Origin of the sequence: Azospirillum sp. 11R-A, assembly GCF_049472615.1 — a bacterium.
Classification (GTDB): Bacteria; Pseudomonadota; Alphaproteobacteria; order Azospirillales; family Azospirillaceae; genus Azospirillum; species Azospirillum palustre.
Map to the genome: position 1 here is coordinate 1 of NZ_JBCEBL010000009.1, position 25037 is coordinate 25037.

10 protein-coding genes and 1 pseudogene are annotated in these 25037 nt (G+C 70.0%); 7 read left to right on the forward strand and 4 right to left on the reverse strand.

The window, feature by feature from the left end:
- The 3 genes and pseudogenes from VH569_RS14425 to VH569_RS14435 all read left to right on the forward strand — a co-directional run.
- A partial coding sequence (locus VH569_RS14425; protein WP_423315962.1) for an amino acid adenylation domain-containing protein occupies positions 1-2751 on the forward strand: 2751 nt, incomplete at its 5' end.
- Positions 2748-6473 (forward strand): annotated as a pseudogene (locus VH569_RS14430) (amino acid adenylation domain-containing protein); the annotation flags it as partial. The gene VH569_RS14425 and the pseudogene VH569_RS14430, both read left to right, overlap by 4 nt.
- Positions 6474-6480: 7 nt before the next feature.
- Positions 6481-10794, forward strand: a complete 4314-nt coding sequence (locus tag VH569_RS14435; RefSeq protein ID WP_423315963.1) for an amino acid adenylation domain-containing protein — start codon at positions 6481-6483, stop codon at positions 10792-10794.
- A gap of 82 nt (positions 10795-10876) precedes the next feature.
- Here VH569_RS14435 and VH569_RS14440 read toward each other — a convergent pair whose 3' ends face one another.
- The gene (locus VH569_RS14440; protein ID WP_423315964.1) at positions 10877-12532 is read right to left on the reverse strand and encodes a cyclic peptide export ABC transporter; all 1656 of its coding nucleotides are present in this window, start codon (positions 12530-12532) and stop codon (positions 10877-10879) included.
- 401 nt (positions 12533-12933) lie between these two features.
- Here VH569_RS14440 and VH569_RS14445 point away from each other — a divergent pair, with 401 nt between their 5' ends.
- The 3 genes from VH569_RS14445 (at position 12934) to VH569_RS14455 (ending at position 19342) form a co-directional block, all read left to right on the forward strand.
- Complete coding sequence (locus VH569_RS14445) at positions 12934-13914, forward strand: FecR family protein (RefSeq protein WP_423315965.1); 981 nt, start codon at positions 12934-12936, stop codon at positions 13912-13914.
- Positions 13915-14118: 204 nt separating this feature from the next.
- A complete protein-coding gene (locus VH569_RS14450; RefSeq protein ID WP_423315966.1) occupies positions 14119-18336 on the forward strand; it encodes an amino acid adenylation domain-containing protein in 4218 nt (1405 codons plus the stop codon).
- A 31-nt stretch (positions 18337-18367) separates the two neighbouring features.
- A complete protein-coding gene (locus VH569_RS14455; RefSeq protein WP_423315967.1) occupies positions 18368-19342 on the forward strand; it encodes an alpha/beta hydrolase in 975 nt (324 codons plus the stop codon).
- Positions 19343-19348: 6 nt separating this feature from the next.
- Here the strand turns inward: VH569_RS14455 and VH569_RS14460 are convergent, their stop codons facing one another.
- On the reverse strand, positions 19349-21883 hold the full coding sequence (locus VH569_RS14460; RefSeq protein WP_423315968.1) for a TonB-dependent siderophore receptor: 2535 nt from the start codon (positions 21881-21883) through the stop codon (positions 19349-19351).
- Between the two features lie 154 nt (positions 21884-22037).
- Between VH569_RS14460 and VH569_RS14465 the strand changes: the two genes are divergently transcribed.
- Complete coding sequence (locus VH569_RS14465; RefSeq protein ID WP_423315969.1) at positions 22038-22571, forward strand: RNA polymerase factor sigma-70; 534 nt, start codon at positions 22038-22040, stop codon at positions 22569-22571.
- Positions 22572-22659: 88 nt separating this feature from the next.
- On the opposite strand, the gene VH569_RS14470 is transcribed toward VH569_RS14465, so the two are convergent.
- Together VH569_RS14470 and VH569_RS14475 are read right to left on the reverse strand one after the other, a co-directional pair.
- A complete protein-coding gene (locus VH569_RS14470) occupies positions 22660-23745 on the reverse strand; it encodes a 2Fe-2S iron-sulfur cluster-binding protein (RefSeq protein WP_423315970.1) in 1086 nt (361 codons plus the stop codon).
- A gap of 6 nt (positions 23746-23751) precedes the next feature.
- The gene (locus VH569_RS14475) at positions 23752-24987 is read right to left on the reverse strand and encodes an aromatic ring-hydroxylating oxygenase subunit alpha (protein WP_423315971.1); all 1236 of its coding nucleotides are present in this window, start codon (positions 24985-24987) and stop codon (positions 23752-23754) included.
- Positions 24988-25037 lie beyond the last annotated feature (50 nt).

Sequence of the window (25037 nt, forward strand, 5' to 3'; positions counted from 1 at the left end):
GCCGGCGTCGTGCCGGCGGCGGACGGCGGCCGCTTCCGCGACCATGTGGCCTGGCTGCAAGGGCGCGACAGGGCGGCGTCCGAGGCCTTCTGGCGCAACCGCACCGCCGAACTCGAACAGCCGACCAGGATCGCGGCGACCGGCGGGCAACCGGATATCGGCCAAGGGCATGGAGTCCTCGAACTTGCCTTCGACGAACGGGAAACCGCGCTTCTCGTCCGCTTCGCCCGTCAGAGCCAAGTGACGCTCAACACGTTGGTTCAGGCCGCCTGGCTGCTGCTTCTGCACCGGCGGACCGGACAGAAGGCGGTGGCGGCCGGCGTGACGGTCTCCGGCCGGCCGGCCGAACTGCCGGGCATCGAAAAGCAGATCGGCCTGTTCATCAACACGCTGCCGCTGGTCGGCACGCCGCATCCGGCCCAGACCGTGTCGGAGTGGCTGACCGATCTCCAGGCCAGCAATCTCGAAATGCGGGAGCACGAACACACGCCGCTGGCCGACATCCAGCGCTGGTCCGGCCATGGCGGCGAGATGCTGTTCGACAGTCTGCTGGTGTTCGAGAACTATCCGCTGTCCGACACGCTTGGCCGCGGAGAAACCGGCGGCCTGCGCTTCGGCGCTCCACAGAATCATGAGCTTACCTCCGTCCCGCTGACCCTGCTGATGGGTGCCGGAAAGCAACTGACGCTGACCTTCAGCCATTGGCGCGATCGTATCGGCGACGAGGAGGTCCGCCATTTCGCCGCACAGACCCGACGGCTTCTGCTGGCCCTGATCGAGGATGCCAAGCACCGGTTGGGTGAGATCGGGTTGCTCGACGAGGAGGGATGGCGGAGCTTCGCCGGCTGGAACGCGACCCGCGACGGGACGCTGACCGCCGGTCCCCTGGTGCCGGAGCTTATCTCGGAGCAGGCCGGTTTGCATGGCGGGTGTCCTGCGGTGAGCTTCGGCGGCCGGACGCTGAGCTATGCCGAGCTGGAGGCGCAGGCGAACCGGCTGGCCCACCGGTTGCGGGCGCTGGGCGTCGGCCCGGAGGTGACGGTCGGCGTCGCCGCCGAACGCTCGCTGGAGCTGGTCGTCGGCCTGCTGGCGGTGATGAAGGCGGGCGGCGCCTATCTGCCCCTCGACCCGGAGCTGCCGCCCGCCCGCCTTGCCGCCATGGCCGCGGACGGCGGCATCGCCCTGCTGCTCACCCAGTCCCATCTTGCCGGCAGGTTGGGCGGCGAGGCGTTGCCCGAGGGGGTCCGCCTGCTGCTGCTCGACGCCGAGGACACCGACGCCGAGGACACCGGGGGACTGCCGGACACGCCGCCCGCGGCCGGGCTGCGGCCGGAGAACCTCGCCTACCTGATCTACACCTCCGGCTCCACCGGCACGCCCAAGGGGGCCGGYAACAGCCATGGYGCCCTGCTGAACCGSYTGGCCTGGATGCAGAAGGCCTACCGGCTGTCKCCGGGCGAGCGGGTGTTGCAGAAGACGCCCTTCGGCTTCGACGTCTCGGTCTGGGAGTTCTTCTGGCCGCTGATGGTGGGRGCGCATCTGGTGGTGGCGGCGCCCGGCGAGCACCGCGACGCGGCCCGGCTGGTGGCGCTGATCCGSGRRSARGGCATCGACACGCTGCACTTCGTGCCYTCCATGYTGCAGGCCTTCCTGGAGGAGCCGGGKGTGGAGCATTGCACCAGCCTGCGCCGGGTGGTGTGCAGTGGCGAGGCCCTGCCGGCGGCGTTGCAGGACCGGCTGTTCGCCCGTCTGCCGCAGGTCGGCCTGTACAACCTCTACGGCCCGACGGAGGCGGCGATCGACGTCAGCCATTGGACCTGCCGGGCCGGGGAGGGCGGTGCGGGCGGCGGKGTGCCGATCGGCGTGGCCATCGACAATCTGCGGCTGCATGTGCTGGACGAGTGCYTGAACCCGCTTCCGGCCGGCGCGRTCGGCGAGCTTTACATCGCCGGTGCGGGTCTGGCGCGCGGCTATCACCGGCGGGCCGGGCTGACGGCGGAGCGGTTCGTCGCCGACCCRTTCTGCGCCGACGGCGGCCGGATGTACCGGACGGGCGATCTGGCGMGSCRGCGCGGGGACGGGGTGATCGAGTATGTCGGRCGGATCGACCATCAGGTGAAGATCCGYGGSCTGCGGATCGAGCTTGGCGAGATCGAGGCYGTGCTGCGCGGCCATCCGGCGGTGCGGGATGCGGTGGTGRTCGCCCGCGACGGYGYGGGCGGCAAGCGTCTGGTCGGCTATGTCGCCGCCGATGCGRACGCGGARCTGCCGCGGCGGCTGAGGGAKCAKCTTGGCCGYGYTCTGCCGGACTACATGGTTCCGTCCCACCTCGTGGTGCTGGAGCGGTTGCCGCTGACGCCGAACGGCAAGCTGGACCGCAAGGCGCTGCCCGAGCCTGCGCCGGATGCCGTCGTGGAGCATGTTCCGCCATCCACGGCGACCGAACATGACGTGGCGGAGATCTGGCGCTCGGTTCTCGGAGTGGAGCGGGTCGGCGCCGCCGACAACTTCTTCGCACTCGGCGGCCATTCGCTTCTGGCGGCGCGGGTGGCGGCACGGCTCCGCGAGCGGCTCGAGGTGGACCTGCCCCTGCGCACCCTGTTCGAAGCGCCGACCCTGGCCGAACTGGCGGCGCGGATCGACCGGGAGAAGGCGGACGGCGCCGCGGAGGAGGAGATCGGCCGCATGGACGCCCTGCTGGCCGATCTCGAAGCCGGCTTCGAAGCCCTGCCGTCGGAGGCCGCGCAATGACCACGCCTGTCCAGCATGACCCCCAGCATGACCCGGCGGAGCGGCCGGCCGACGCGCTCGCCCAGATCGCCCGGCGCCTCGACGCGTTGCCCGCCGACCGGCAGGAGGAGTTCCTCCGGCGCTTGGCCCGGACAGGAATTTCCTTCGCCCGGCTGCCGATCCTGCCCGGTCGCCGACCGGACCGGCTGCCGCTGTCCCATGCCCAGCGGCGGCTGTGGGTGCTCTGGCAGCTCGACCGCCATAGCCGGGCCTACCACATTCCAATGGGTCTGAGCCTGACCGGTTCCCTTGACCGGGAGGCGCTTGCCGGTGCCTTCGCCGATATCCTGGCACGGCACGAGGTTCTGCGGACCAGCTACCCGGCGTGCGACGGCGAAGCCGAACAGCGCATCCATCCCGCCGCTCCCCCGGACATCGCCTGGACCGATCTGTCGGCCCTGGTCCCGGTGGAACGGGAAACCCGGCTGCGGGCCCTGGCCGAAGCGGAGGCGGCAACCCCCTTCGATCTGGAAGCGGCGCCGCCGGTCCGCCTGCGGCTGGTGCGGCTGGCGGAGGACGAGCATGCGCTGTTCCTGACGCTCCACCACATCGCCGCCGATGGCTGGTCGGTGAACCGGTTGGTTGAGGAATTCGCCGCCCTCTATGTCGCCCGGCGGGAGGGGCGGGACGCCGGGCTGCCCCCGCTGCCGATCCAGTATGCCGACCATGCGCTGTGGCAGGACCGGCTCCTGCGCAGCGGCGAAGGGGCGCGCCAGCTCGACCATTGGCGTGCCCTGCTGGGCGATGAGCAGCCGGAGCTGATGCTGCCGCGGGACGGAGAGAGCGCTGCGGACGACCGGCAGGGGCTCGACCGGCGCGAGGCGGGCGTCCCGTTCGCCCTCGACGATGCCCTCGGCGCCCGGCTGCGCACTGTGGCCGGCAAGACGGGGGCGACCGTCGCCAATCTTCTGTTGGCCGCATTCCTGCTTCTGCTTCACCGCCACACCGGGCAGGGGGATGTGCGGGTGGGGGTGCCGGTCGCCGGGCGTCATCGCGCCGAAACCGAGCGCCTGATCGGTTTGTTCGTGAACAGTCAGGTCATCCGTGCGGATCTGCATGGCGGGCTCGGTCTGCATGAGGTGCTGGCGCAGGTTCGCGGCCGGTCGGTCGACGCCCAGGCCAACCAGGATCTGCCCTTCGAGCATCTGGTGGACGCCCTGAGGCCGGAACGCCGGCTCGACCGCAATCCGCTGTTCCAGGCGATGTTCAACCATCAGCACCGCCGGCTGTCGGCGCTGGACCGGGTCGCCGGTCTGACGATTGGACCGCTGGCGGGCGGCCCCCGCGTCGCCCTGTTCGACCTGTCGCTCGAGGTCGAGGAGGATGACGGCGGGCGTATCCGCTGCGACCTGCGCTATGCCGCCAACCGCCTTGCGGCGGAGCGGGCCTCCGCGATGGCGGAGGATTACCGGCGCATCCTCGCCGCTTTCGCCGCGGAGACGGGCGGTCCGGTCGCGGCCATCCGCCTGACGGCCGACGACCGCATGGCCAACGACCGCATGGATGTCGCAGGCGCCGTGCCCCCGAGGGCGGCCTCCGGTGCCGCCCCGTCGCCCGCAACGCTGTTCGATGCCCGCGCGACGGAAACTCCCGAAGCCGTCGCCCTGGTGGCCGATGGGCGGCCGGTGACCTTCGGTGCCTTGAAGGACCGCTCGGACCGGCTGGCCCGGCGGCTCCGTGCGCTGGGTGTCGGACCGGATGTCCGGGTCGGGCTGGCGGTCGAGCCGTCGCCTGCCATGGTCGTCGGAATTCTGGCCGTGCTGAAGGCGGGCGGAGGCTATGTACCGCTCGATTCCCGCCTCCCCCATGACCGGCTGGCGGGCATGATCGCCGACAGCGGCATGGCTCTGATCCTGGCACAGGACAGCGTGCTCGGCTCGATGCCGACCGGGGTGGACCGCCTGACGCTGGACGCCGACGGAGTGTGTGGGGACGGGATATGCGGGGATGAGCCGGACGCGGAGGGTGCTCTCCGGGCGCCGGTGGACGAAGCCCTGGCCTATCTGATCTACACCTCCGGATCGACCGGGACGCCCAAGGGCGTGATGGTTTCCCACGGGGCGCTCGCCCGCCACTGTCTGGCGGCGGCCGAGGCTTATGGGATGACCGCCGGGGACCGGCTGCTGCATTTCGCCTCCTTCGGCTTCGATGCGGCGAGCGAACAGATCCTTATGCCCCTGCTGGCGGGGGCCGGTGTCGTCCTGGGCGCCATGGCGGATTCCACGCCGGAACGGCTGGCGGCACTGATCCTGCGCGACGGTGTCACTGTGGCCGACCTGCCGCCGGCCTATCTTGCCCGCCATGCCGAGGCCCTGGCCGCCGCCATGCCCGGCCGCCGCCTGCGGGCCTGCATCCTGGGCGGCGAGGCCTGGGATCTGTCGCTCACCGGGCGCCTCGCCGGCTGGACCGACCGGATCTTCAACGCTTACGGGCCGACCGAGGCGGTGATCACCCCTCTCGTCTGGCAGGCTGGCGATGAACGCCAAGCCGGAACTGCTCCCATCGGCCAAGCGATCGGCGAGCGCCGGGCGATGGTGCTCGACGCTTCGCTGAACCCGCTGCCGCCCGGGGCGGTCGGGGAGCTTTATCTTGGCGGCGCGGGATTGGCGCGGGGCTACCTGAACCGTCCCGGCCTGACGGCGGAGCGCTTCGTCGCCGAYCCGTTCTCGGCCGGCGGCGGKCGGCTYTACCGCACSGGCGACCTCGTGCGCCAGCGYGGGGACGGGGTGATCGAGTATGTCGGGCGGATCGACCATCAGGTGAAGATCCGCGGCTTCCGCATCGAGCTTGGCGAGGTGGAGGCGCGGCTGCTTGCGCAGGAGGGCGTGCGCGAGGCGGCGGTGGTCGCCCGCGACGGCASSTYSGGCAAGCGTCTGGTCGGCTATGTCGTGCCTGCCGGCGACGGGGGTGCCGGCGAGGGCCTTATCGAGCGGCTGCGCGGCGGGCTGAAGGCGGCGCTGCCGGACTACATGGTTCCGTCCCATCTCGTGGTGCTGGAGCGGTTGCCGCTGACGCCCAACGGCAAGCTGGACCGCAAAGCGCTGCCCGAGCCGGAGGTGGCGTCGTCGTCGACCCGGGTGCCGCCGCGCAGCGCGGCCGAACGGGCCCTGGCGGCGCTGTGGTGCGAGCTGCTGCGGCTGGAGAGCGTCGGCGTCACCGACAACTTCTTCGAGCTGGGCGGAGAYTCCATCCTCTCCATCCAGCTGGTCAGCCGCGCCCGCCGCCAYGGCCTCTCCTTCACCCCGCGCGACGTCTTCGAGCACCAGACCCTGGAGGCGCTCGCCCGCGCCGCCCGCAGCGACGYCGSCGCTCCGGCCGCTTCGGCCGCCGRGCAGGGKGCTGTCGGCGGGGCGCTGTCGCTGACGCCGATCCAGCGCTGGTTCTTCGAGGAGCCGATCCCCGGCCGCAGCCACTGGAACCAGTCGGTGCTGCTGCGGCTGCGCCGGCCGGTCGATCCGGCGCTGCTGGAACGGGCGCTCTCGGCCCTGCTGGCCCATCACGACGCCCTGCGGCTGGTCTTCGCGATGGATGGCAGMGCCCGGCACCTGCCGCCCGAGGCGGTGCCGCCGGTGCTGTGGCACCGCGTYGCCGCCGATGCCGAAGCGCAGGAGCGGCTGTGCGAGGAGGCCCAGCGCAGCCTCGACCTCGMRCATGGCCCGCTGCTGCGCGCTCTGCTGGTGGAGCGGGGAGATGACGGGNGAGCAGCGCCTGCTGCTGGCGATCCACCATCTGGTGGTGGACGGCGTGTCCTGGCGSGTGCTGCTGGAGGATCTGCAACTGGCCTGCACGCAGCTGGAGCGGGGCGAGGCGGTGGTGCTGCCGGCCAAGACCGCGTCCTTCCAGTCCTGGGGCGAGGCGCTGCGCCGCCAYGCCGCGAGCGGGRCGCTGMRGGAYGAGMTGTCCTGGTGGCGCGACAGCCTGACGGGSGCTCCGGCCGGGCTGCCGGGGGTGGCGGARCCGGTCTCYSCCGRGGCGCTGAGGGTGGCGACATCCGCCGTGGCGCGGACGCGGCTGGATGCCGGCTGGACGAAGCGCCTGCTGTCGTCGGCGCCCGCGGCCTACCGGACGCGGGTGAACGACCTTCTGCTGACGGCGCTGTCGCGGGTGCTGTGCCGGTGGAGCGGCGAAACCTCGGCACTGGTGCAGCTGGAGGGTCATGGCCGCGAGGAACTGGTGGGCGGCCTGGACCTCAGCCGCAGCGTCGGCTGGTTCACCACCGCCTATCCGGTGCATCTGCGTCCCGGCGGGCCGGACGCGGAACCGGGCGCCTCGATTGGCGCATCGATCAAGGCGGTGAAGGAGCAGCTGCGGGCGGTTCCGTCGAACGGGCTGGGCTACGGTGTGCTGCGCCATCTGGGCGATGCCGAGGCGCAGGCAACGCTGCGGGCGCTGCCCGAGGCGCGGGTGACCTTCAACTATCTGGGCCAGTTCGACGGCAGCTTCGACGACACCGCCCGCTTCGTGCCGGCCGACGAGCCGGCGGGTGCCCGTCTCGATGCCGACGCCCCGCTCGGCAACTGGCTGAGCATCGACGGCAGGGTCTATGACGGGGAGCTGGTGTTCGACTGGAGCTACAGCCGCTCGGTGCTGGCGCCGCCGGTTGTGGAGGGGTTGGCCTCGGCCTATGGGGAGGAGCTGCGGGCGCTGGTTGCGCACTGCGAGTCCTCGGCCGGCGGTCTGACGCCGTCAGACGTTCCGCTGGCCGGCCTGACGCAGGGGCAGCTGGACGCGCTGTCGCTGCCGGCGCGCGAACTGGAGGACCTCTATCCGCTGAGCCCGATGCAGCAGGGCATGCTGTTCCATGCGCTGGAAGGGGCCGCGGAGGGCGAAAGCCCTTATGTGACGCAGCTCGCCGTCGAGGTGGAGGGTCTGGAGGAGGAGCGCTTCGCCGCCGCCTGGGCCTGGGTGACGGCGCGCCATGCCGTGCTGCGCACCGGCTTCCTGTGGGGCGGCGCGCCTTCCTCCCCGTTGGCCGCCCCGTTGCAGGCGGTGTGGGGGCGGGTGGCCGATGCGGTGTCGGTGCTGGACTGGCACGACCGCGGCCTTGCCGGCGCCGAACTGGAGGAGGCGTTGGGGGCCTTGGCGCGGGAGGAGCGTGCCCGCGGCTTCGAGCTTGGCCGTCCGCCGTTGCAGCGGGTGGTTCTGGTGCGGCTGCCGGGGCAACAGGGCCGGGGGCGCCATCGCCTGATCTGGACCAGCCATCACCTGCTGCTGGACGGCTGGAGCAGCGCGCGTCTGGTGGCGGAGGTGCTGGGCCGCTACCGGGGGGCGGAGGTGGGCGGCGCGGTCGGTGGCGCGGCGGGCCGCTACCGCGACTACATCGCGTGGTTGGGGCGGCAGGATGGGGCGGCGTCGGAGCGCTTCTGGCGCGGGCGCCTGTCTGGGTTGGAGGCGCCGACGCTGCTGGCGGCCAGCCTGCCCTGCCGGGCGCCGCAGGCGGGGCACGGCGTGGTGCGGCTGCGGCTGGACGGCGGTGCGGCGCGGCGGTTGCAGGCGTTCGCGCAGGCGCAGCGGGTGACGCTGAACACGCTGGTGCAGGGGGCGTGGGCGCTTCTTCTGCAACGCTACAGCGGGCAGGAGACGGTGGCGTTCGGCGCGACGGTGTCGGGCCGTCCGGCGGAGCTTGCCGGCGTCGAGGAGACGCTGGGGCTGTTCATCAACACGCTGCCGGTGGTGGAGCGCCCGCCGTCGGAGGAGCGGGTGGGGGAGTGGCTGCGCGGATTGCAGCGGCGGAACCTGGAGATGCGCGAGCATGAGCATACGCCGCTGCACGAGGTGCAGCGCTGGGCCGGCTCCAGCCTCGGCACCAGCGGCGGCGCGCGGGCGCTGTTCGACAGCATCCTCGTCTTCGAGAACTATCCCGTCGACGAGGCCATCAAAAACCACAACGACCACACCATCGGATTCGGAGCCGCCGAGACCGTCGACGACACCCATTACGCCATGACCCTGACGGTGCGGGCCGGGGAAGAACTGGATCTGGCCTTCGGTTACCGGCGCGAGCAGTTGGACTCCGGCCGGGTGGAGGAGCTGTCCCGGCTCTTCGGTGCCCTGCTGGAGCGCATGGCGTCGAATGCCGAGGCTTTCGTCGGGGCATTGGATCTGCTGGAGGGCGACCACCGCCGCCGCCAGGTGCTGGCGGACTGGAGCGGACAGGATGAGCCGGGCCCGCCGCCTCCTTCAACCCCGCGCCTCCATCAGCTGATCGAAACCCAGGTCCGCCGCAAGCCGGAGGCGACAGCCCTGGTTCATCCAGGCGGTACCCTGAGCTATCGCGAACTGAACGCCCGCGCCAACCGTCTGGCCCGCCTCCTGCGCGCCGAGGGAATCGGGCCGGACGACCGGGTCGCCATCGCGCTTGAGCGCTCTCCCGAGCTGCTGGTCGCCATTCTTGCGGTTCTGAAGGCAGGCGCCACCTATCTGCCGCTCGATCCCAGCTACCCGCCGCAGCGTCTGGCATACATGCTGGAAGATGGCGGGGCCGCGCTGCTGCTGACCTCGGAGCCGCTTCAGGGCGGCATGCCTGGGCCGGCCGGTCTGCCGACGGTCCGCCTGGACGCCGACCGGGACCGTCTGGCGGCGTTCGCCGACGACGATCTGCCGCCGGCCGGCGCCCCCGACAACCTGATCTACCTGATCTACACCTCCGGCTCCACCGGCCAGCCCAAGGGGGCCGGGGTGACGCAGGCCGGGTTCGTGAACCTGATGCGATGGTATTGCGACCATGTCGGCTTCGATGCCGGCAGCCGCCTGCTGCTGATGAGTTCGCACGCCTTCGACCTGACGCAGAAGAACCTGTTCGCACCGCTCCTGGTCGGTGGACAACTGCACATGGCAGGCGAAGGCTATGATCCGCAACTGTTGCTGGACTGGATCGCCCGGCACGGCATCACCGCGCTGAACGCCACTCCCAGCACCTTCCAGCCGCTGGTGGCGCTGGAACGGAACGGTGAGCTGAGGTCTCTGCGCGACGTGATCCTGGGCGGAGAGCCGATCCGCACCGATGCACTGCGTCCATGGCTGGAGAGGCGGCATGGGCCGAAGCCGCGCATCCACAACAGCTACGGCCCGACCGAATGCGCGGATGTCGTCGCTTTCCACCGCTGGGACGGCATCGCAGACGAAATCCCGACCGGCCGGCCGGTCCCCGGCCTGCGCCTCTACATACTGGACAGCTGCGGCAATCCGGTGCCGCCGGGGGTGGCGGGCGAGCTGCACATCGGCGGCATCGGGGTCGGGCGCGGCTATCACCGCCAGCCGGGCCTGACCGCCGACCGCTTCATCCCCGATCCCTTCGGTGTGCCGGGCGGGCGCCTCTACCGCAGCGGCGACCTTGCCCGTCACCGCGAGGACGGTGTGATCGAGTATCTCGGCCGCATCGACCAGCAGGTGAAGATCCGCGGCCTGCGCATCGAACTCGGCGAGATCGAGGCGGCATTGCAGGCGGATGCGGCGGTCCGGAATGCGGCGGTCGCCGCCGTCGCAGGACCGGGCGGCGGACAGCTCTGCGCCTACATCGTTCCCGTCGAGCAGGACGGCCGGCAAGGCGACGCTCTCTGGCCGTCGTTGCGCCGGCGGCTGGGCGAACGGCTGCCCGACCATATGGTCCCCACCCTCTGGGTCCGGCTGGACCGGCTGCCTCTGACGCCCAGCGGCAAGCTCGACCGCCGGGCTCTTCCTCAGCCCGAACCGAGGCAGCGGACCCATGTGCCGCCCGTCACGGATCTGGAGTGTCGGCTGGCTGCCCTGTGGGAAGACCTGCTGCGGGTGGAGCGCGTCGGTCTCGACGACGACTTCTTCGAGCTGGGCGGCCATTCGCTGCTTGCGGTGCAGCTGATCGCCCGTCTGCGCCGCGATTTCGGAATCGGCCTGTCGCCCGGACAGGTTTTCGGCAACGCCACCCTGCGGGCGCTGGCCGCCCATGTCGCCGAGCGTCCGGCGGCGCCGGATCCGGCCAAGCTGTCGCGGATGAGCGCGTTGATGGACATGCTGGAATCCGGTTGACCGGCCTGTTCCCGCAAGAAAAAGGGGGGCGTACCCGACCGGGTGCGCCCCCTTTTTACTGCCGCTTCCCGTACAGGTTCCGTCACAGCGCCGGCTGGCGATCCTCCACGACCTTGCCGGCGGTCAGCCGGAGCAGATGGTCGGCCACGTCGAAATAGCGGTCGTCATGGGAGATGACGATGATGGTCTTGCCCAGCGCCTTCAGGCTCGGCAGCAGTTCGGTGTAGAAGATCCGCCGGAAGGTCGGATCCTGATCGGCGGCCCATTCGTCGAACACCAGCACCGGCCGCTTCTCGGTCCAGGCCTGGAGAAGGGCCAGGCGCTTGCGTTGACCGGTGGACAGGTCGGTGGTGCTGAACACGCCGTCGACGACGCTGACCTTATGGGCGATCTCCAGCCGTTCCAGATAGGCCTGGGCATCGTCCGGCACGCTGTCGTTCGCCTGGATCAGGTCGTCGAACAGGAAATAGTCGGCGAAGATGGTGGTGAAGAGCTGGCGGTAATCGTCGCGCGTCTCCGGCGTCACCGGCCGGCCGTCCAGCAGGATCTGGCCTTCGTGAGGGGGGTAGAGGCCGAGCAGCATCTTGATCAGCGTGGTCTTGCCGCAGCCGTTCTCGCCGACGATGAACAGGATCTCGCCGCGGCCGACCCGCAGCGAGACGGGACCGAGCACGAAGGGCTCCACGCCGGGGCCGGCCGGCGGGTAGACGTAGCGGGCGTCGCGCAGCTCCAGCCGGTCGATGGTCGTGGGCGGGCCGCCCTCGTCCTTCATCAGCAGATGCGGCTCCGGCGAGGCGAATTCCGCCGACAGGTCAGCGATGCGGCGGAAGGCGACCTGGGCGCGGCTGACGATGGGCAGGGTGCCGATCAGATGTTCCAGCGGCCCCTTCATGTAGAGCAGGACCAGGATGAAGCCGCTCAGCGTCCCGCGGTCGGTGCTGGGCCACAGCGCTTCGACGCCGAGCGCCACCCCGATGACGATGAAGAACAGCGTCGACCCGAATCCCTTGGCGATGACGAAGAGGTTGATCGACCGGATCTGGATGTCGCAGATGCGGTCGATGGTGCCGCGCAGCGCTTCGCTCTGCAGCCGCAGCCGACGCGGACGGTTGATGCGCAGTTCCTTCGCCCCTTCCGCCAGCGAGCGGTAATGCTTCTGCAACTCGTCCTCGTGGGCGCGCGCCTCGTGGAAGCCTTCGATGCCGCGGAGGCGCGCCACATACTGCACGGCGCTGCCGATCAGGATGGCGGCGGCCGTCGCCAGGAACATCGGCCAGGACAGCACCGCCAGGTAGCACAGGCTGCCCAGCGTGACGCTGAGCGACACCGCCAGCGGCGCGAAGGCGAAGGCGAAGTCGCTGATGGTGTCGACGTCGTGGGTCAGCACGGGGATCAGGCGGTGGCCGCGGTAGCGTTCGAGCTGATCGATCGGCGCGGTCAGGATGCGGTCGCCCAGATCCCTGCGCAGCCGCGCGATGACCTTCTGCCCGATCCGGTTGGTGCCGATGTCGGAAAGGACCGAGCCCGCGAGCGCCATTGCGCACAGGCCGGCGAAGGCGAGCAGGATCCCAGGCCCCGGACTATCGCCTGCATGCAGGATGCGGTTGATGGTGGCCAGCAGGCCGGTCACGCTGAGCCCGCCCAGCACCCCCAGCAGGGTGGCGGCGGTCAGCATCGGCCAGAAGGGGCGAAGCAGCTGGAGCAGAGCGGCGAGGCTGGTGCGGGGTGGCGTCGGCATCGGGGTTCCTGCGGGACGGGAGCGAAGGCGGCCGGCACGAAGGCTCCGCCGTGGAGGCGGATGCGCGCGGCCGTCCTGACTTAGGACGAACGAGCAGGGCGAAACTGAAACCGTTATCCTCCGGAACCGCTTTTCCCGACTGCCGGCTTTCCCGACTGCCGGCTTTCCGGAACCGGCCCCCCGATCCGCGCCTGCTCCCCCACCCCCGTGCCCTTGCCTGCCACGGAAGGTCGCAGCCGTCGCCGCGGACATGGGGGTTTCTCTGCTCGATTACCTCGCGTAGAGTTCATCCTGTCCGGCTCGCCTTGCGATCCATCCCCTGCTTGTCCTATAGCTGCCGAACGCCTTCCGGAGCCGAGCGCGCCCGTATGCCTCCGTCTCATCCTTCCGACGACGACCGCGTGACCGAAGAGGCTGCGGACTGGTGCCTGCGCCTGCAATCGGCCGAGGTCAGCGACGCCGATCGCGACGCTTTCGAACGCTGGTGCCTGATGGACCCGCGCCATCTGGTGGAATTCGACGCGATGCGGGAGATCTGGGGCCTGTCCGCCAGTCTGCGCCCGCGGATGACCGCGGTTCCCGAGACGGCGGCGGCACACCCTGCACCGGGCCGCGGGCGGACAGCGCGGTCCGCCGCCGTCGGGGTTCCGTCGCGGCGGCGGCGCTGGGCGATGGCGGCCTGCATCGCGGCGACCCTGGCCGCCTGCTGGCCGGTGGGCTGGTCGTTCGGCGTGCTGCCCGGGCGTGTCGATGTCTTCCTCGGCGGCGGCCGGCACCGCATGGTCGAGTTGCCCGACGGTTCCACCGTGGACCTGAACGTCCACACCAACCTGTTCTATGCCCAGTTCCGCGACCGGCGCAGCGTCCTGATGGACCATGGCGAGGCCTATTTCGCGGTCGCGCACGATGCCGGACTGCCCTTCACCGTCTTCACCGCCGGTCATCGGGTCCGGGTGACGGGTACGAAGTTCAATGTCTGGGCCAATGACGGCGATCTCGCCGTGACGCTGGCAGAGGGGTCGGTCACCGTGAGCGCCGACGCGGCGTCAGGAGGAGAGCCTTTGCGGCTGACGCCCGGCATGCAGGGCCGCTTCGCCCGCGACAGCCGGTTCGGCAGCGTTGCGCACGTCGATCCGCTGCGGATCCTGTCCTGGCGCGAGGGCAGGCTGGTGTTCGACAACATCACGCTGGCCGAAGCGGTGCCCCTGCTGAACCCCTATCTGTCGCAGCCGCTGAGGCTGGCCGACCGCAAGGTGGGGGCGATGCGCATCGGCGGCGTGTATGACGTCGGCGATCTGGACCGCGTGGCGGCGTCCCTTCCGCGGGTGCTGCCGGTGACGCTCGCGTCCAAGGACGGCGAACTCCTCGTTTCGGCCCGCTGACCCCGGCCATCCGCGAGCACAGTCCGTTCACCGCCGCCGATTCCGAACCGGCGGGGTAAATCCGGCCGTCCCTGCTTCGTCACTACTGGAGACCGCGGTCGTGCCTGATGGCGCGCTGCGCACAGTCTGGCCGCCCCGGTCGACCGTACCGGAAACCCCGGCGGCCGGATCAGCGTCAAGCCAGCCGGCGATGGGAAATTCCAGATGGTTGCTCAAGACTCCGTGGACCTGGTCCGCCGCTTCATCGGTCTGCCGGTGGAAAAGCGCAAGCTGTTCTGGCGCGCCATGCGCGACGAGGCCGTGGACCTTTCGCTGCTGCCGATCCCGGCGGACCTCGCCCCGGCCACGGAGGCGCCGCTGTCCCATGCGCAGCGCCGGATGTGGGCGCTGTGGAAGCTCGACCCCGACAGCGGGGCCAACAATATTTTCAGCGCGACGCGCCTCGCCGGGGATCTCGACCGCGACGCGCTGTCCCGCGCCTTCGAACTTCTGCTGGGCCGCCATGCCGCTCTGCGGACTGTGTTCCGCCAGGGCGACGGGGAACCGGTGCAGACCGTCCTCGACGATACCGAATTCCGGCTGGCGGTCGACGACCTGAGCCATCTGCCGGCCGACGGGCGCGAGCCTGCCGCACGCCGCCTGATCGAGGAGGAGGCGCAGGCACCCTTCGATCTGGAGGCCGGCCCGCTCCTGCGGGCGCGCCTCGTCCGGCTGGGGCAGCAGGACCATCGTCTCCTGGTGACGATGCACCACATCGCGTCGGATGGCTGGTCGATGGCCGTGCTGATCCGGGAGTTCGCGGAGCTGTACCGTGCCATCCGCCGGGACGGAAGGATCGATCTGCCGCAATCTCCGATCCGCTATGCCGATTACGCCCTGTGGCAGAGGAACATGCTGGAGGCGGGCGAGGCGGAGCGGCAACTCGCCTATTGGCTCGACCGTCTGGGGGGAGACCGGGCGCCGCTGGAATTGCCTGCCGACCGGCCGCGGCCGGCGCGGCAAAGCCACCGCGGCGGCATCCTGCGCTTCACGCTCGGTGCGGAACTGGCCGGGACGTTGCGCGCCTTCGCCCGCGAGACCGACGTCACGCTGTTCATGCTGCTGCTGACGGCCTTCACGATGCTGCTCCACCGCCACAGCGGGCAGGGAGATATCGCCATCGGCGTGCCGGTCGCCAACCGCAACCGTGCGGAGTGCGAGGGTGTGGTCGGCTTCTTCGTCAACACCCAGGTTCTGCGTCTGCGGATCGACGGGCGCGACCGCGTCGCCGACCTGCTCGATCGGGTCAGGGAAACGGCGCTGGGGGCGCAGGCGCACCAGGATCTTCCCTTCGAACATCTGCTGGAGGCGCTGAAGCTGGAGCGCAGCCTCAGCTACAACCCGCTGTTCCAGGTGATGTTCAACCACCAGCGCCGCGATGGCCGTGCCACCTCCGCGATGGATGGTCTGCGGGTGGAGCCGATGGCGCTCGACAGCGCCGTGGCCAGCTACGACCTGACCCTCGACACCGTGGAAGAAGAAGGCGGCGTGATCGAGGCTGCCTTCACCTACGCAACCGACCTCTACGACCATGTCAGGATCGACCGGTTGCGCTGCCATTTCGAGACGCTTCTGTGTGGTCTTGTGTCGGATGCCGGGCGTCGTGTCGGCGAGGTGCCGCTGCTGACCGGGCAGGAGCAGGCCCGCTTCGCCGCCTGGAACGCACCGGTCGCCGCCGAGGCCTTCGAGCCGGTGCATGTCCGCATCGCTGCCATGGCCGCCGCTCTCGGCGACCGGCCGGCGGTGGTGGACGGCGGTCTTGATGGCGTTCCGGGAGGCGTTCCGGGGAGCGGCACTCTCGGCTTCGCCGCGCTCGACCGCCGGGCCAACGCCCTGGCCTGCCGGCTGGCGTCGGCCGGCGTCGGGCCGGAGGTCCGCGTCGGCGTCGCCCTGCCGCGCGGACCCGCCATGATCGTCGCCCTGCTGGCGGTGCTCAAGGCCGGCGGCGCCTATGTCCCGCTGGATGCCGCCTATCCGCGCGARCGCCTCGCCTACCTGATCGGCGATGCCGGCATCGCCCTGCTGCTGACCGATGGCAGTCTGGCGGACCGGCTGCCGTTGCCGGACGGCCTGCCGAGCCTGCTGCTCGACGGCCTGCCGGCCGAGGAGGCCGASGCCGCACCGGCGGTGGCGGTGCTGCCCGGCAGCCTCGCCTACGTCATCTACACCTCCGGCTCCACCGGCCTGCCCAAGGGGGTCGCGGTGGCGCACGGCCCGCTCGCCATGCATTGCCGKGCCATCGGCGCGCTCTATGCCATGACCCCGCAGGACTGCGAGCTGCATTTCATGTCCTTCGCCTTCGACGGCGCGCATGAACGCTGGCTGACCGCGCTGACCCAYGGCAGCCGCCTGCTGGTCCGCGACGACAGCCTGTGGACGCCGGAGCAGACCTACGCGGCGATGCRGCGCCATGGCGTGACGGTGGCGGCGTTCCCGCCGGTCTACCTGCAGCAGCTGGCCGAGCATGCCGGGCGCGAGCGGGCGGAGCGGGGGACCGCCCCGCCGCCGGTGCGGGTCTACTGCTTCGGCGGCGACGCGGTGGGGGAGGCRGCCTTCGAGCTGGCCAGGGAGGCGCTGCAACCGGAGCACATCATCAACGGCTACGGCCCGACCGAGACGGTGGTGACGCCGCTGATCTGGAAGGCGGGCCGGCAGGACCGCTGCGGTGCCGCCTATGCACCGATCGGCCTGCGGGTGGGCGACCGCACCACCCATGTCCTGGACGGCGACCTGAACCCGGTAGCGCTTGGCGTGGTCGGAGAGCTTTATCTTGGCGGCGCGGGGTTGGCGCGGGGCTACCTGAACCGTCCCGGCCTGACGGCGGAGCGCTTCGTCGCCGACCCGTTCTCCAGCGRCGGCGGGCGGCTTTACCGCACCGGCGACCTCGTGCGCCAGCGCGGGGACGGGGTGATCGAGTATGTCGGGCGGATCGACCATCAGGTGAAGATCCGCGGCTTCCGCATCGAGCTTGGCGAGGTGGAGGCGCGGCTGCGGGCGCAGGAGGGCGTGCGCGAGGCGGCGGTGGTCGCCCGCGACGGCACGTCGGGCAAGCGTCTGGTCGGCTACGTCGTGCCGGTCGGTGCGGAGGCGGACGATTTCGTCGAGCGGCTGCGCTCCGGGCTGAAGGCGGCGTTGCCGGACTACATGGTTCCGKCYCACCTCGTGGTGCTGGAGCGGYTGCCGCTGACGCCCAACGGCAAGCTGGACCGCAAGGCGCTGCCCGAGCCGGAGCTGGCGTCGTCGTCCCGGGTTCCGCCGCGCAGCGCGGCCGAGCGCGCTTTGGCGGCGCTGTGGTGCGAGCTGCTGCGGCTGGAGAGCGTCGGCGTCACCGACAACTTCTTCGAACTGGGCGGAGACTCCATCCTCTCCATCCAGCTGGTGACCCGTGCACGGGCGCTGAAGCCGCTTGGGGTGTCCTTCAAGCTCCGTGACCTGATCCGCAAGCCGACCATCGCCGAACTGCTCGGTACGGCCGCGGAGACAACGGCCGCGAAGGGCGGACCGTCGCCGATCATGGCCCTGAACCGGCAGCTTGCCGGACAGCCGCCGCTGGTCTGCATCCATGCCGGCTTCGGCACGGTCTTCGATTATGAACCGCTGGCCCGTCGCCTCGACGGGCGGCGGAGCGTGCTGGCGATCCAGTCGCGCATGCTGCTCGATCCGGCATGGCGGGACCGTTCGCTGGAGGAGATGGCGCGAGACTATGTCGACCTGCTGCGGGCGCGGCAGCCGCAGGGACCCTATGACCTGCTCGGCTGGTCGCTGGGAGGAACGATTGCCGCGCTGATGGCGGCCGAGCTGGAGCGCCGGGGGCAGCGTGTGCGGCGCCTTGCCCTGCTCGACCCCTTCGTGCCATTGCCGGACATTGGCGAGTTTGGCGGCGAACTTGGGCTGGATGACTGGCGCGACGATCTTGCCGGCTTCCTTGCGGTGATGTTGCCGGGTGTGGCTGTCGGCCTTCCCGCGGCCGGGTCCGAAGACGCCGACGCGATCAGAAGCGTCATCTCCCAGGGGCTCGATGCTCCCCGGACCGGCGGCGCCGAAGGGCTGGGGACCGCGATGGGGGCGGAGGAGCTGACCCAGGCCTTCCTGACCGCCCGTCATCTGAAGCGGCTGTCCGTAGCCCTGCCTGCCTGCCTGCCGGTCGATGCCGCTGTGCAGGGCTGGTGGGTCGCCGGCCGCGACACCGACCGGCTGCGCCTGGAGACGCAGCTCGGCGGGCGCCCGCAGTCCTGGCGGACACTCGGCTGCGGACATTTCGAGGCGCCGCGCGACGAAGGCTTCCTGGCGGACATCGCCGAACATCTGGCCGGGCCGGCGGCGGAACCGCCCGACGCCCCTATCGACGCCCCTGCCGCCGACCTAGCGGATGCCGCGGAGTGAGCGCGCCCATTCCGACCGGGAGTAATGACCGATGCCTGTGAATCCCGATATTGCCGCCTTCCTCGCGCTCGCAGCGGGTGGACGCGAGGACGGCAGGATGAAGCCGATGCATGCCCTGTCGCCGGCGGAGGCCCGGCTCGCCTTCGAGCACACCTCCCGCATGATGGACCCCGGCGGCGAGCCGGTGGAGCGGGTGGAGGAGTTGTCCATCCCGGCCCGCGACGGTGCCGTGCTGCCGGCCCGTCTCTATTCCGCCGACCGGACGGCGATGCCGGCTCCGGTGCTGCTTTTCTTCCACGGCGGGGGCTATGTCGTCGGCAGCCTCGAGTCCCATGACGGGTTGTGCCGGGCGATTGCGTCGAAGAGCGGGATTGCGGTCCTGTCGGTGGGCTATCGGCTGGCTCCGGAGCATCGCTTTCCCACGGCTTTCGACGATGCGCTGGACGCGCTGGACTGGCTCGGCAGGGCAGGCGCGGCACTGGGGCTCGACGGCGGCCGTCTGGCGGTGGGGGGCGACAGCGTCGGCGGCAGTCTCGCAGCGGCGATCAGCCTGCGGGCCGCCGCGGATCCCGGCCTGCCGCGCCCGCGTCTGCAGGTGCTGATCTATCCGGTGACCGATGCCACGGCCGAAACCGATTCCCTATGCCGGTACGGGGAAGGGCATCTGCTGGAGCGGGCGACGCTGGAGTGGTTCTATCGTCATTATGCCGGTGAGGAGGCCGACCGGCGGGACGGCCGCTTCTCGCCGTTGTTGGCGGAGCTTTCACCCGGTGTCGCGGCCTCGCTGGCGCCGGCTCTGCTCGTGCTGGCCGAATGCGATCCGCTGGTCGATGAAGGGATCGCCTACGGGCACAAGCTGGCGGCGGCCGGTGCTCCCGTCGATGTACGGATCTATGCCGGGATGACCCACGATTTCCTGCGGATGGGGGCCCTGGTGGACGAGGCGGAGGAGGCGCAGGATCTGATCGCCGATGCGCTGCGCCGGCATTTGGCCAAGGCTGGCTGACGGTCGTCACCAGCTGTAGGACAGGGTGGCCAGAAGTGCCCGGCGGTTGCCGTAGAAAACGGAGTTCTCGTAGAATCCCGGCGAGAAATAGTGTCGGTCGAACAGGTTGGTCGCGGTCACGGTGAGGCCGGCGCCGTCGAGTGCCGGGCGGAGCCGTCCCAGATTGTAGCCGAGGCTGACATCGGCCAGCATGTAGGAGGGGACGCGCATGCTGTTCGCGGCATTGTAGGTCGCACCGACATAACGCATCCCGATGCCGGCGGTCAGACCGCCGGCCGCTCCATCGTCGATATGCCGATGCAGCCAGACCGCGGCGGCATGACGCGGTACCGAGGCCACCCGCTTTCCCGTCCTGTCGGTTCCGCCAGGGTAAGGCGTGTCGCGGGTGACCCGCGCGTCTGTGTAGCTGTAGGCCGCCGTCAGGTCGGTCGTGGCATCGAGCGCCGCCTTCGCCTCCAGCTCGACGCCGCGCGACCGCACCTCCCCGGTTTGGATGGAGTAGCCGGGATTGTCCGGGTCGGCGGCAGTGAGGTTGCGCTGAACGGCACGGAACAGGGACAGGGTGAAGAGACCGTCGAAGCCCTTCGGCCGGTAGCGCAGCCCGGCTTCCAGCTGTGTTCCCCGGCTCGGCGAGAAGGGGCGGCCCTGCACGTCGCTGTCGCTGTTCGGCTGGAAGGAGGTCGAGTGGCCGGCATAGGGCGTCAGGCCGCTTTCGAACCGGTAGGCCAGCCCGATACGCTTGGTGAAGGCCCGGTCGACCTGCGCCGTCTCCACCAGGGGACCATCGGACAGGCGGCCGACAGTCCCGGTGCGGCTCCAGTCCAACCGGCCACCGAGCGTCAGCCGCCAGTTGCCGGCGGCGATTTCGTCCTGGGCATAGAGGCCGGTCTGGCGGATGCGGTCGGTCAGGTCGCGGGCAAGCGTCGCGTCCCAGCCATAGGAGCCGCCATAGACCGGATCGAAGACGTCGAGCGCATCGGCCACCGTGCCGTTCCGCCGCGTCTCGTGTGCCCGGTAGCGGCCATGGTCGATTCCCGCCAGCAGGCTGTGGCGCAGCGGGCCGGTGGCGGTGCTGCCTTGCAGGTTGGTATCCGTCAGCAGCGTCGAACTGGTCTTGGGCCGGTCCTGCAACCCGAAGCGGTAGTAGCGGTCCGCTTCCAGCAGGCCCGACGACGCCCAGCTCGACAGATAGCCGACGCGGCTGCGGCTGTAGCGCAGGGTCTGATTCAGCATCCAGTCCCCGGTCAGGGCATGCCGGATGTCGTAGCCGGCCGACAGGCTGCGCGAACGGTAGGAACTCAGCCCGGGATAGCCGAGGAACAGGCTCGAGTCCAGGCGGCCGTATGGATTGTCCAGCACCGTTCCCGCTGCCGGGAAGCTCTGCTCCGCCCCCATCTTTCGGAAATCGAGATAGCTTGCGAGCAGCGTGATGTCGGTCTTCTCGCCAGCGGACCAGGACAGGGCGGGTGCGACATAGAGGCGGTCGTCCGGGGTGCGTTCGATCTGTGTGCCGCTTCGTCGTGACAGCATGGTCAGGCGATAGCGAAGCGTCCCCTCGGCGTCGATCCGGTCGCCGAGGTCGGCCGTGACCTGCCTCCGGTCATGGCTTCCGCCCTGCAACTGGAGCCGATGGAGCGGGGTGTCGGTCGGGCGCTTGCTGGTCAGGGCGATGGCTCCGCCGGGTGGCATGGCTCCATAGAGTGTGGAAGCCGGGCCTTTCAGCACCTCCACCCGTTCCACGCCGAAAGGCTCGTACTCCAGCCCGTAAGGGTTGTAGCCGCTGCGCAGCCCGTCGATCATCACGGATTCCGAGCTCTGGCGGAAACCGCGAACGAAGACGTCGATGGCACCCTGGCCGCCGGGGTAGTCGATGGGGCGGACCCCGGCGCTGTAGGAGAGGGCGGCATTGATGTCCTGGACGTCGCGCCGGTCCAGTTCTTCCCGCGTGACGATGGAAAGCCCTTGCGGCGATTCCTCGATGGGCGTTGCGGTCTTGCCGGCACTGCCGCCGTGGCTGGGGAGCCGCGCTGCTTGGCCTGCGGACGGCGGGCGGCCTTCCACCGTCAGGGCCGGAAGGAATCCGGGATTCTCCTGAAGCCGGCCGATCGTCACCATCCGCTCCCGCATCTCGAAGGCGAGGTCGGTTCCGCTCAGCAGGATGGAAAGGGCGTCCGCCGGGGCCATCCGCCCCGACAGCGCACGCGAACGGCGTTCGGCCAAAAGGTCGGGGTTGTAGAGAATCTGCAAGCCGGTCTGGCGGCCCAATCTGGTCAGCGCCTCCCGAAGGGGCAGGGCAGGGATCTCCAGCAGCATCTCCTGTGCTGCCGGCTCCTGTACTGCCGGCTGTCCGATGTCGGACGGAGCGGGAGCCAGGTCGATGGAGGTCGAAAGGGCAGGGGTGGGCAAGCCCAGCGACGCCGTCCAGACCGCCGTCCAACCGGCCGCGACCCGGCAGGCCGCCAGCCATCCGAGCGCAGGAGGCCGGTGGCCGGTACCCCGGCTTCGGGCGGTTGGGCGGAGCCCCGCGAGACGATCGGTCATCCAAAGCCCCTACAACGCACGCTGGAAACCGCACGGAGAAATTCTGCCGTTTCCTTGTTTGCAAATGATTGTCAGTTGCATTAGCCTGCGGCAGCTTGTCAAGCCAGAGGGATTGCAACCCCACCGTGGCTTCACTCTGCACAAGGAACTCTCCATGCGACAGGTCGGATCCGTCGAAAGCCAGACCCTGTGCGACGTCTTCACCACGCACCGGCGCTCGTTGATCGGAGTAGCCGAGCGGATCACCGGCTGTCGCCACCATGCCGAAGATGTTGTCCAGGATGCCTTTCTGAAGCTTCTGGGTGCGGAATCGACCAGTTCCATCCGGGCCAAGGCGGGCTACATGATGATGGTCGTCCGTAACTTGGCAATCGATCATTACCGCCGGAAGGGCATGGAGTCACGCTTGCTCGTGGCAGAGGAGGAAGGGCAGGCGGTAAGCACGCCGGAGGCGGCGTCGCCGGAAAGCATAAACGTGAACCGTCAACTTCTGCAGACGCTCGAATCCGCCCTGGCCGATCTGCCGGAGCGGACCCGCTATGCCTTCGAGATGCACCGGATCCACGGCCACAGCCAGAAGGACATCGCGGCCACCCTCGGTGTGTCGCCGACGCTGGTCAACTTCATGATTCGCGACGCGCTGATCCATTGCCGCAAGACGATGAAGCGAATCGACCCGTTGTCCTGAACGACGGCCCGGTGCCGCGTCCGCTGCCGCTCTTCGTCGGCGCTGTCCCTTCATCGATCGCCAAGAATACCAATAGGAGTGCAATCCGTCAGATGTCGAGACTGATGCTTCCGACCGGGCGGGAGCAGCAGGCGAGGATGTAGCCTTCGGCGATGTCGTCGTCGGAAATGCCGCCGCTGTGGACCATGTGGACCTCGCCGGACAGCTTCCGCACCTTGCAGGTGCCGCAGACGCCGAAGGTGCAGCCGGACGGGATGTTCAGGCCGGCATTTTTGGCGACATGCAGGATGGTGTCGGTCTCGTCGCAGCCGGCCGTCACGCCGGAGGCGCTGAACACCACCTCCGCCGCATGCGAGGGGTCGGGAACGAAATCGCCGGTCTCCAGCGTTTCGTCGGTGTCGAGGACCGGCGCGCTGAAGCTTTCCTGGAAATAGCGGGACATGTCGAAGCCGAGCGCGATCAGCATGTCGCGCACGCCCTTCATGAACGGCTCCGGCCCGCAGCAGTAGACGTGCCGGTCGAGATAGTCCGGGGCGATGGCGCCGAGCATGACCTGGTTCAGCCGGCCGCGATAACCGGTCCAGACATCGAACGGGTCGTCCTGCTCGACGATGAAGTGCAGCTTGATCGACGGCACGCGGGAGGCCATCAGCTCCAGCGTCCGGCGGCAGACCAGTTCGGCCGGGCGTTTGGCGCAGGTGACGAGGACGACGTCGATCCCGGTGCCGCGGTCGAACAGATAGGTGGTCATCGACACCGACGGGGTGACGCCGGAGCCTGCCGAGAGGAACAGGTACTTGTCGCGCGCATCGGGCAGCAGCGCGAAGCTGCCGGCCGGCCCCTTGGCGCGCAGCCGCATGCCGGGCCGCAGGGTGTCGAGCATCCAGCGGGTGCCGGCGCTGCCGGCCTGCGCCTTCACCGTCAGCGAAACCCCCATGGGACGCGACGGCGAGGACGAGATGGTGTAGGTCCGCCACACCGGCCCGCCGGGGACCGGCAGTTCCAGCGTCAGGAACTGGCCGGGCCGGTAGCCGAACCGGGCGCCGCTGGGCGCCACGAAGCTGACGGTCGCGGTGTCCGGCGCCTCCGGCACGACCGAACAGCACTCGAGCGGTTCGTCGTCCGTCCACAGCCCGGCATCTGCCGCCATGCCGATGTCTGAAAGCAGGGTCATGGGGGCTTACTCCGCGGCCACGGCGTCGTGCAGGGCGGGCACGCCGGTCAGGGTGGCGGCATACCAGTCCTGGAACTGGACGATGCCGGCCTCATGGTCGTTCGACAGCGGACCGGGCTCGTAGCTGGGGGACAGGATGCCGCGCTGGTTGTCCTCGACCACCGTCCTGTCCTCGGCATTGGTGGCGATCCACACCTCGGTCAGGCGGTTGAGATCGTAGTCCCGCCCTTCGACCGCGTCCTTGTGGACGAGCCATTTGGTCGTTACCTCCGTCTCGGTCGGGCCGAGCGGCGTGACCCGGAAGACAATCGCGTGGTCGCCGAGGAAATGGTTCCAGCTGGACGGGTAGAGGAATTTCAGCAGAGCCCCGGCATTCCTGAACGGGAAGCTGGAATTGGGCCTGGCGACCGCGGCCTTGCCGTCCATGGTGTAGCTCTCGGCGCTGCCGAGCAGCGGCATGCGGACGAAGCGCCAGAAGCCGTCCGCCGCCATGCGGAATTCGGACGGGGCGCCGACCGCCTCGCAGCGCTCGCGATGGGCGTCGAGCTCGCTGGCGAGGCCGTTGCCGCCGTTGCCGATCAGGCGCGCGTCCTCCGGGAAGGTCCGGCACAGGGCGGGGTGGTTGCCGGCGCAGTGGTAGCACTCGCGGTTGTTCTCCCAGACCAGCTTCCAGTTGCCCTTCTCGACGATGGTGCTCTGATGGGCGACCTTGGAGTTCACGAGGTCGTGCGGCGCCAGATAGCGGGCGGCCTCGACCGCGAACTCCTCGAAGGGCGGGGCGGTTTCGGCGAGGCAGATGTAGACCAGCCCGGCGACCTCGCGGCAGTGGACCGGCTTCAGCCCATGCTGCCTGCGGTCGAACTCCGGCCCCATGTCGCGCGCCCAGACGAGCGAGCCGTCGAGGCCGTAGGTCCACTGGTGGTACGGGCAGACGATCTTCGGCCGGGAGCCCTTCTCGCCCTTGCACAGCACCGAGCCGCGGTGGCGGCAGCTGTTGTGGAAGGCGCGGATCGCGCCGTCGTCGCCGCGCACGATGATGACCGTGTGATCGACGACGGTGTGGACGACATGGTTTCCGGCCTTCGGGATCTCGCAGGCCGGGATGGCGAAGAGCCAGCGCCTGTACCAGATGCGGTCCACATCCATCCGGAAGGCGGCGGGGTCGGTGTAGAGGTCCCGCGGGAGGGAATAGCCGGGGCGGCGGGCGGTCAGGAGGGCGAGGATGTCCGCATCATGCAACATGGTCGATGCTCCGGGAAGGACGGGGCCTGTCGGGTGATTTTGGATCGGGT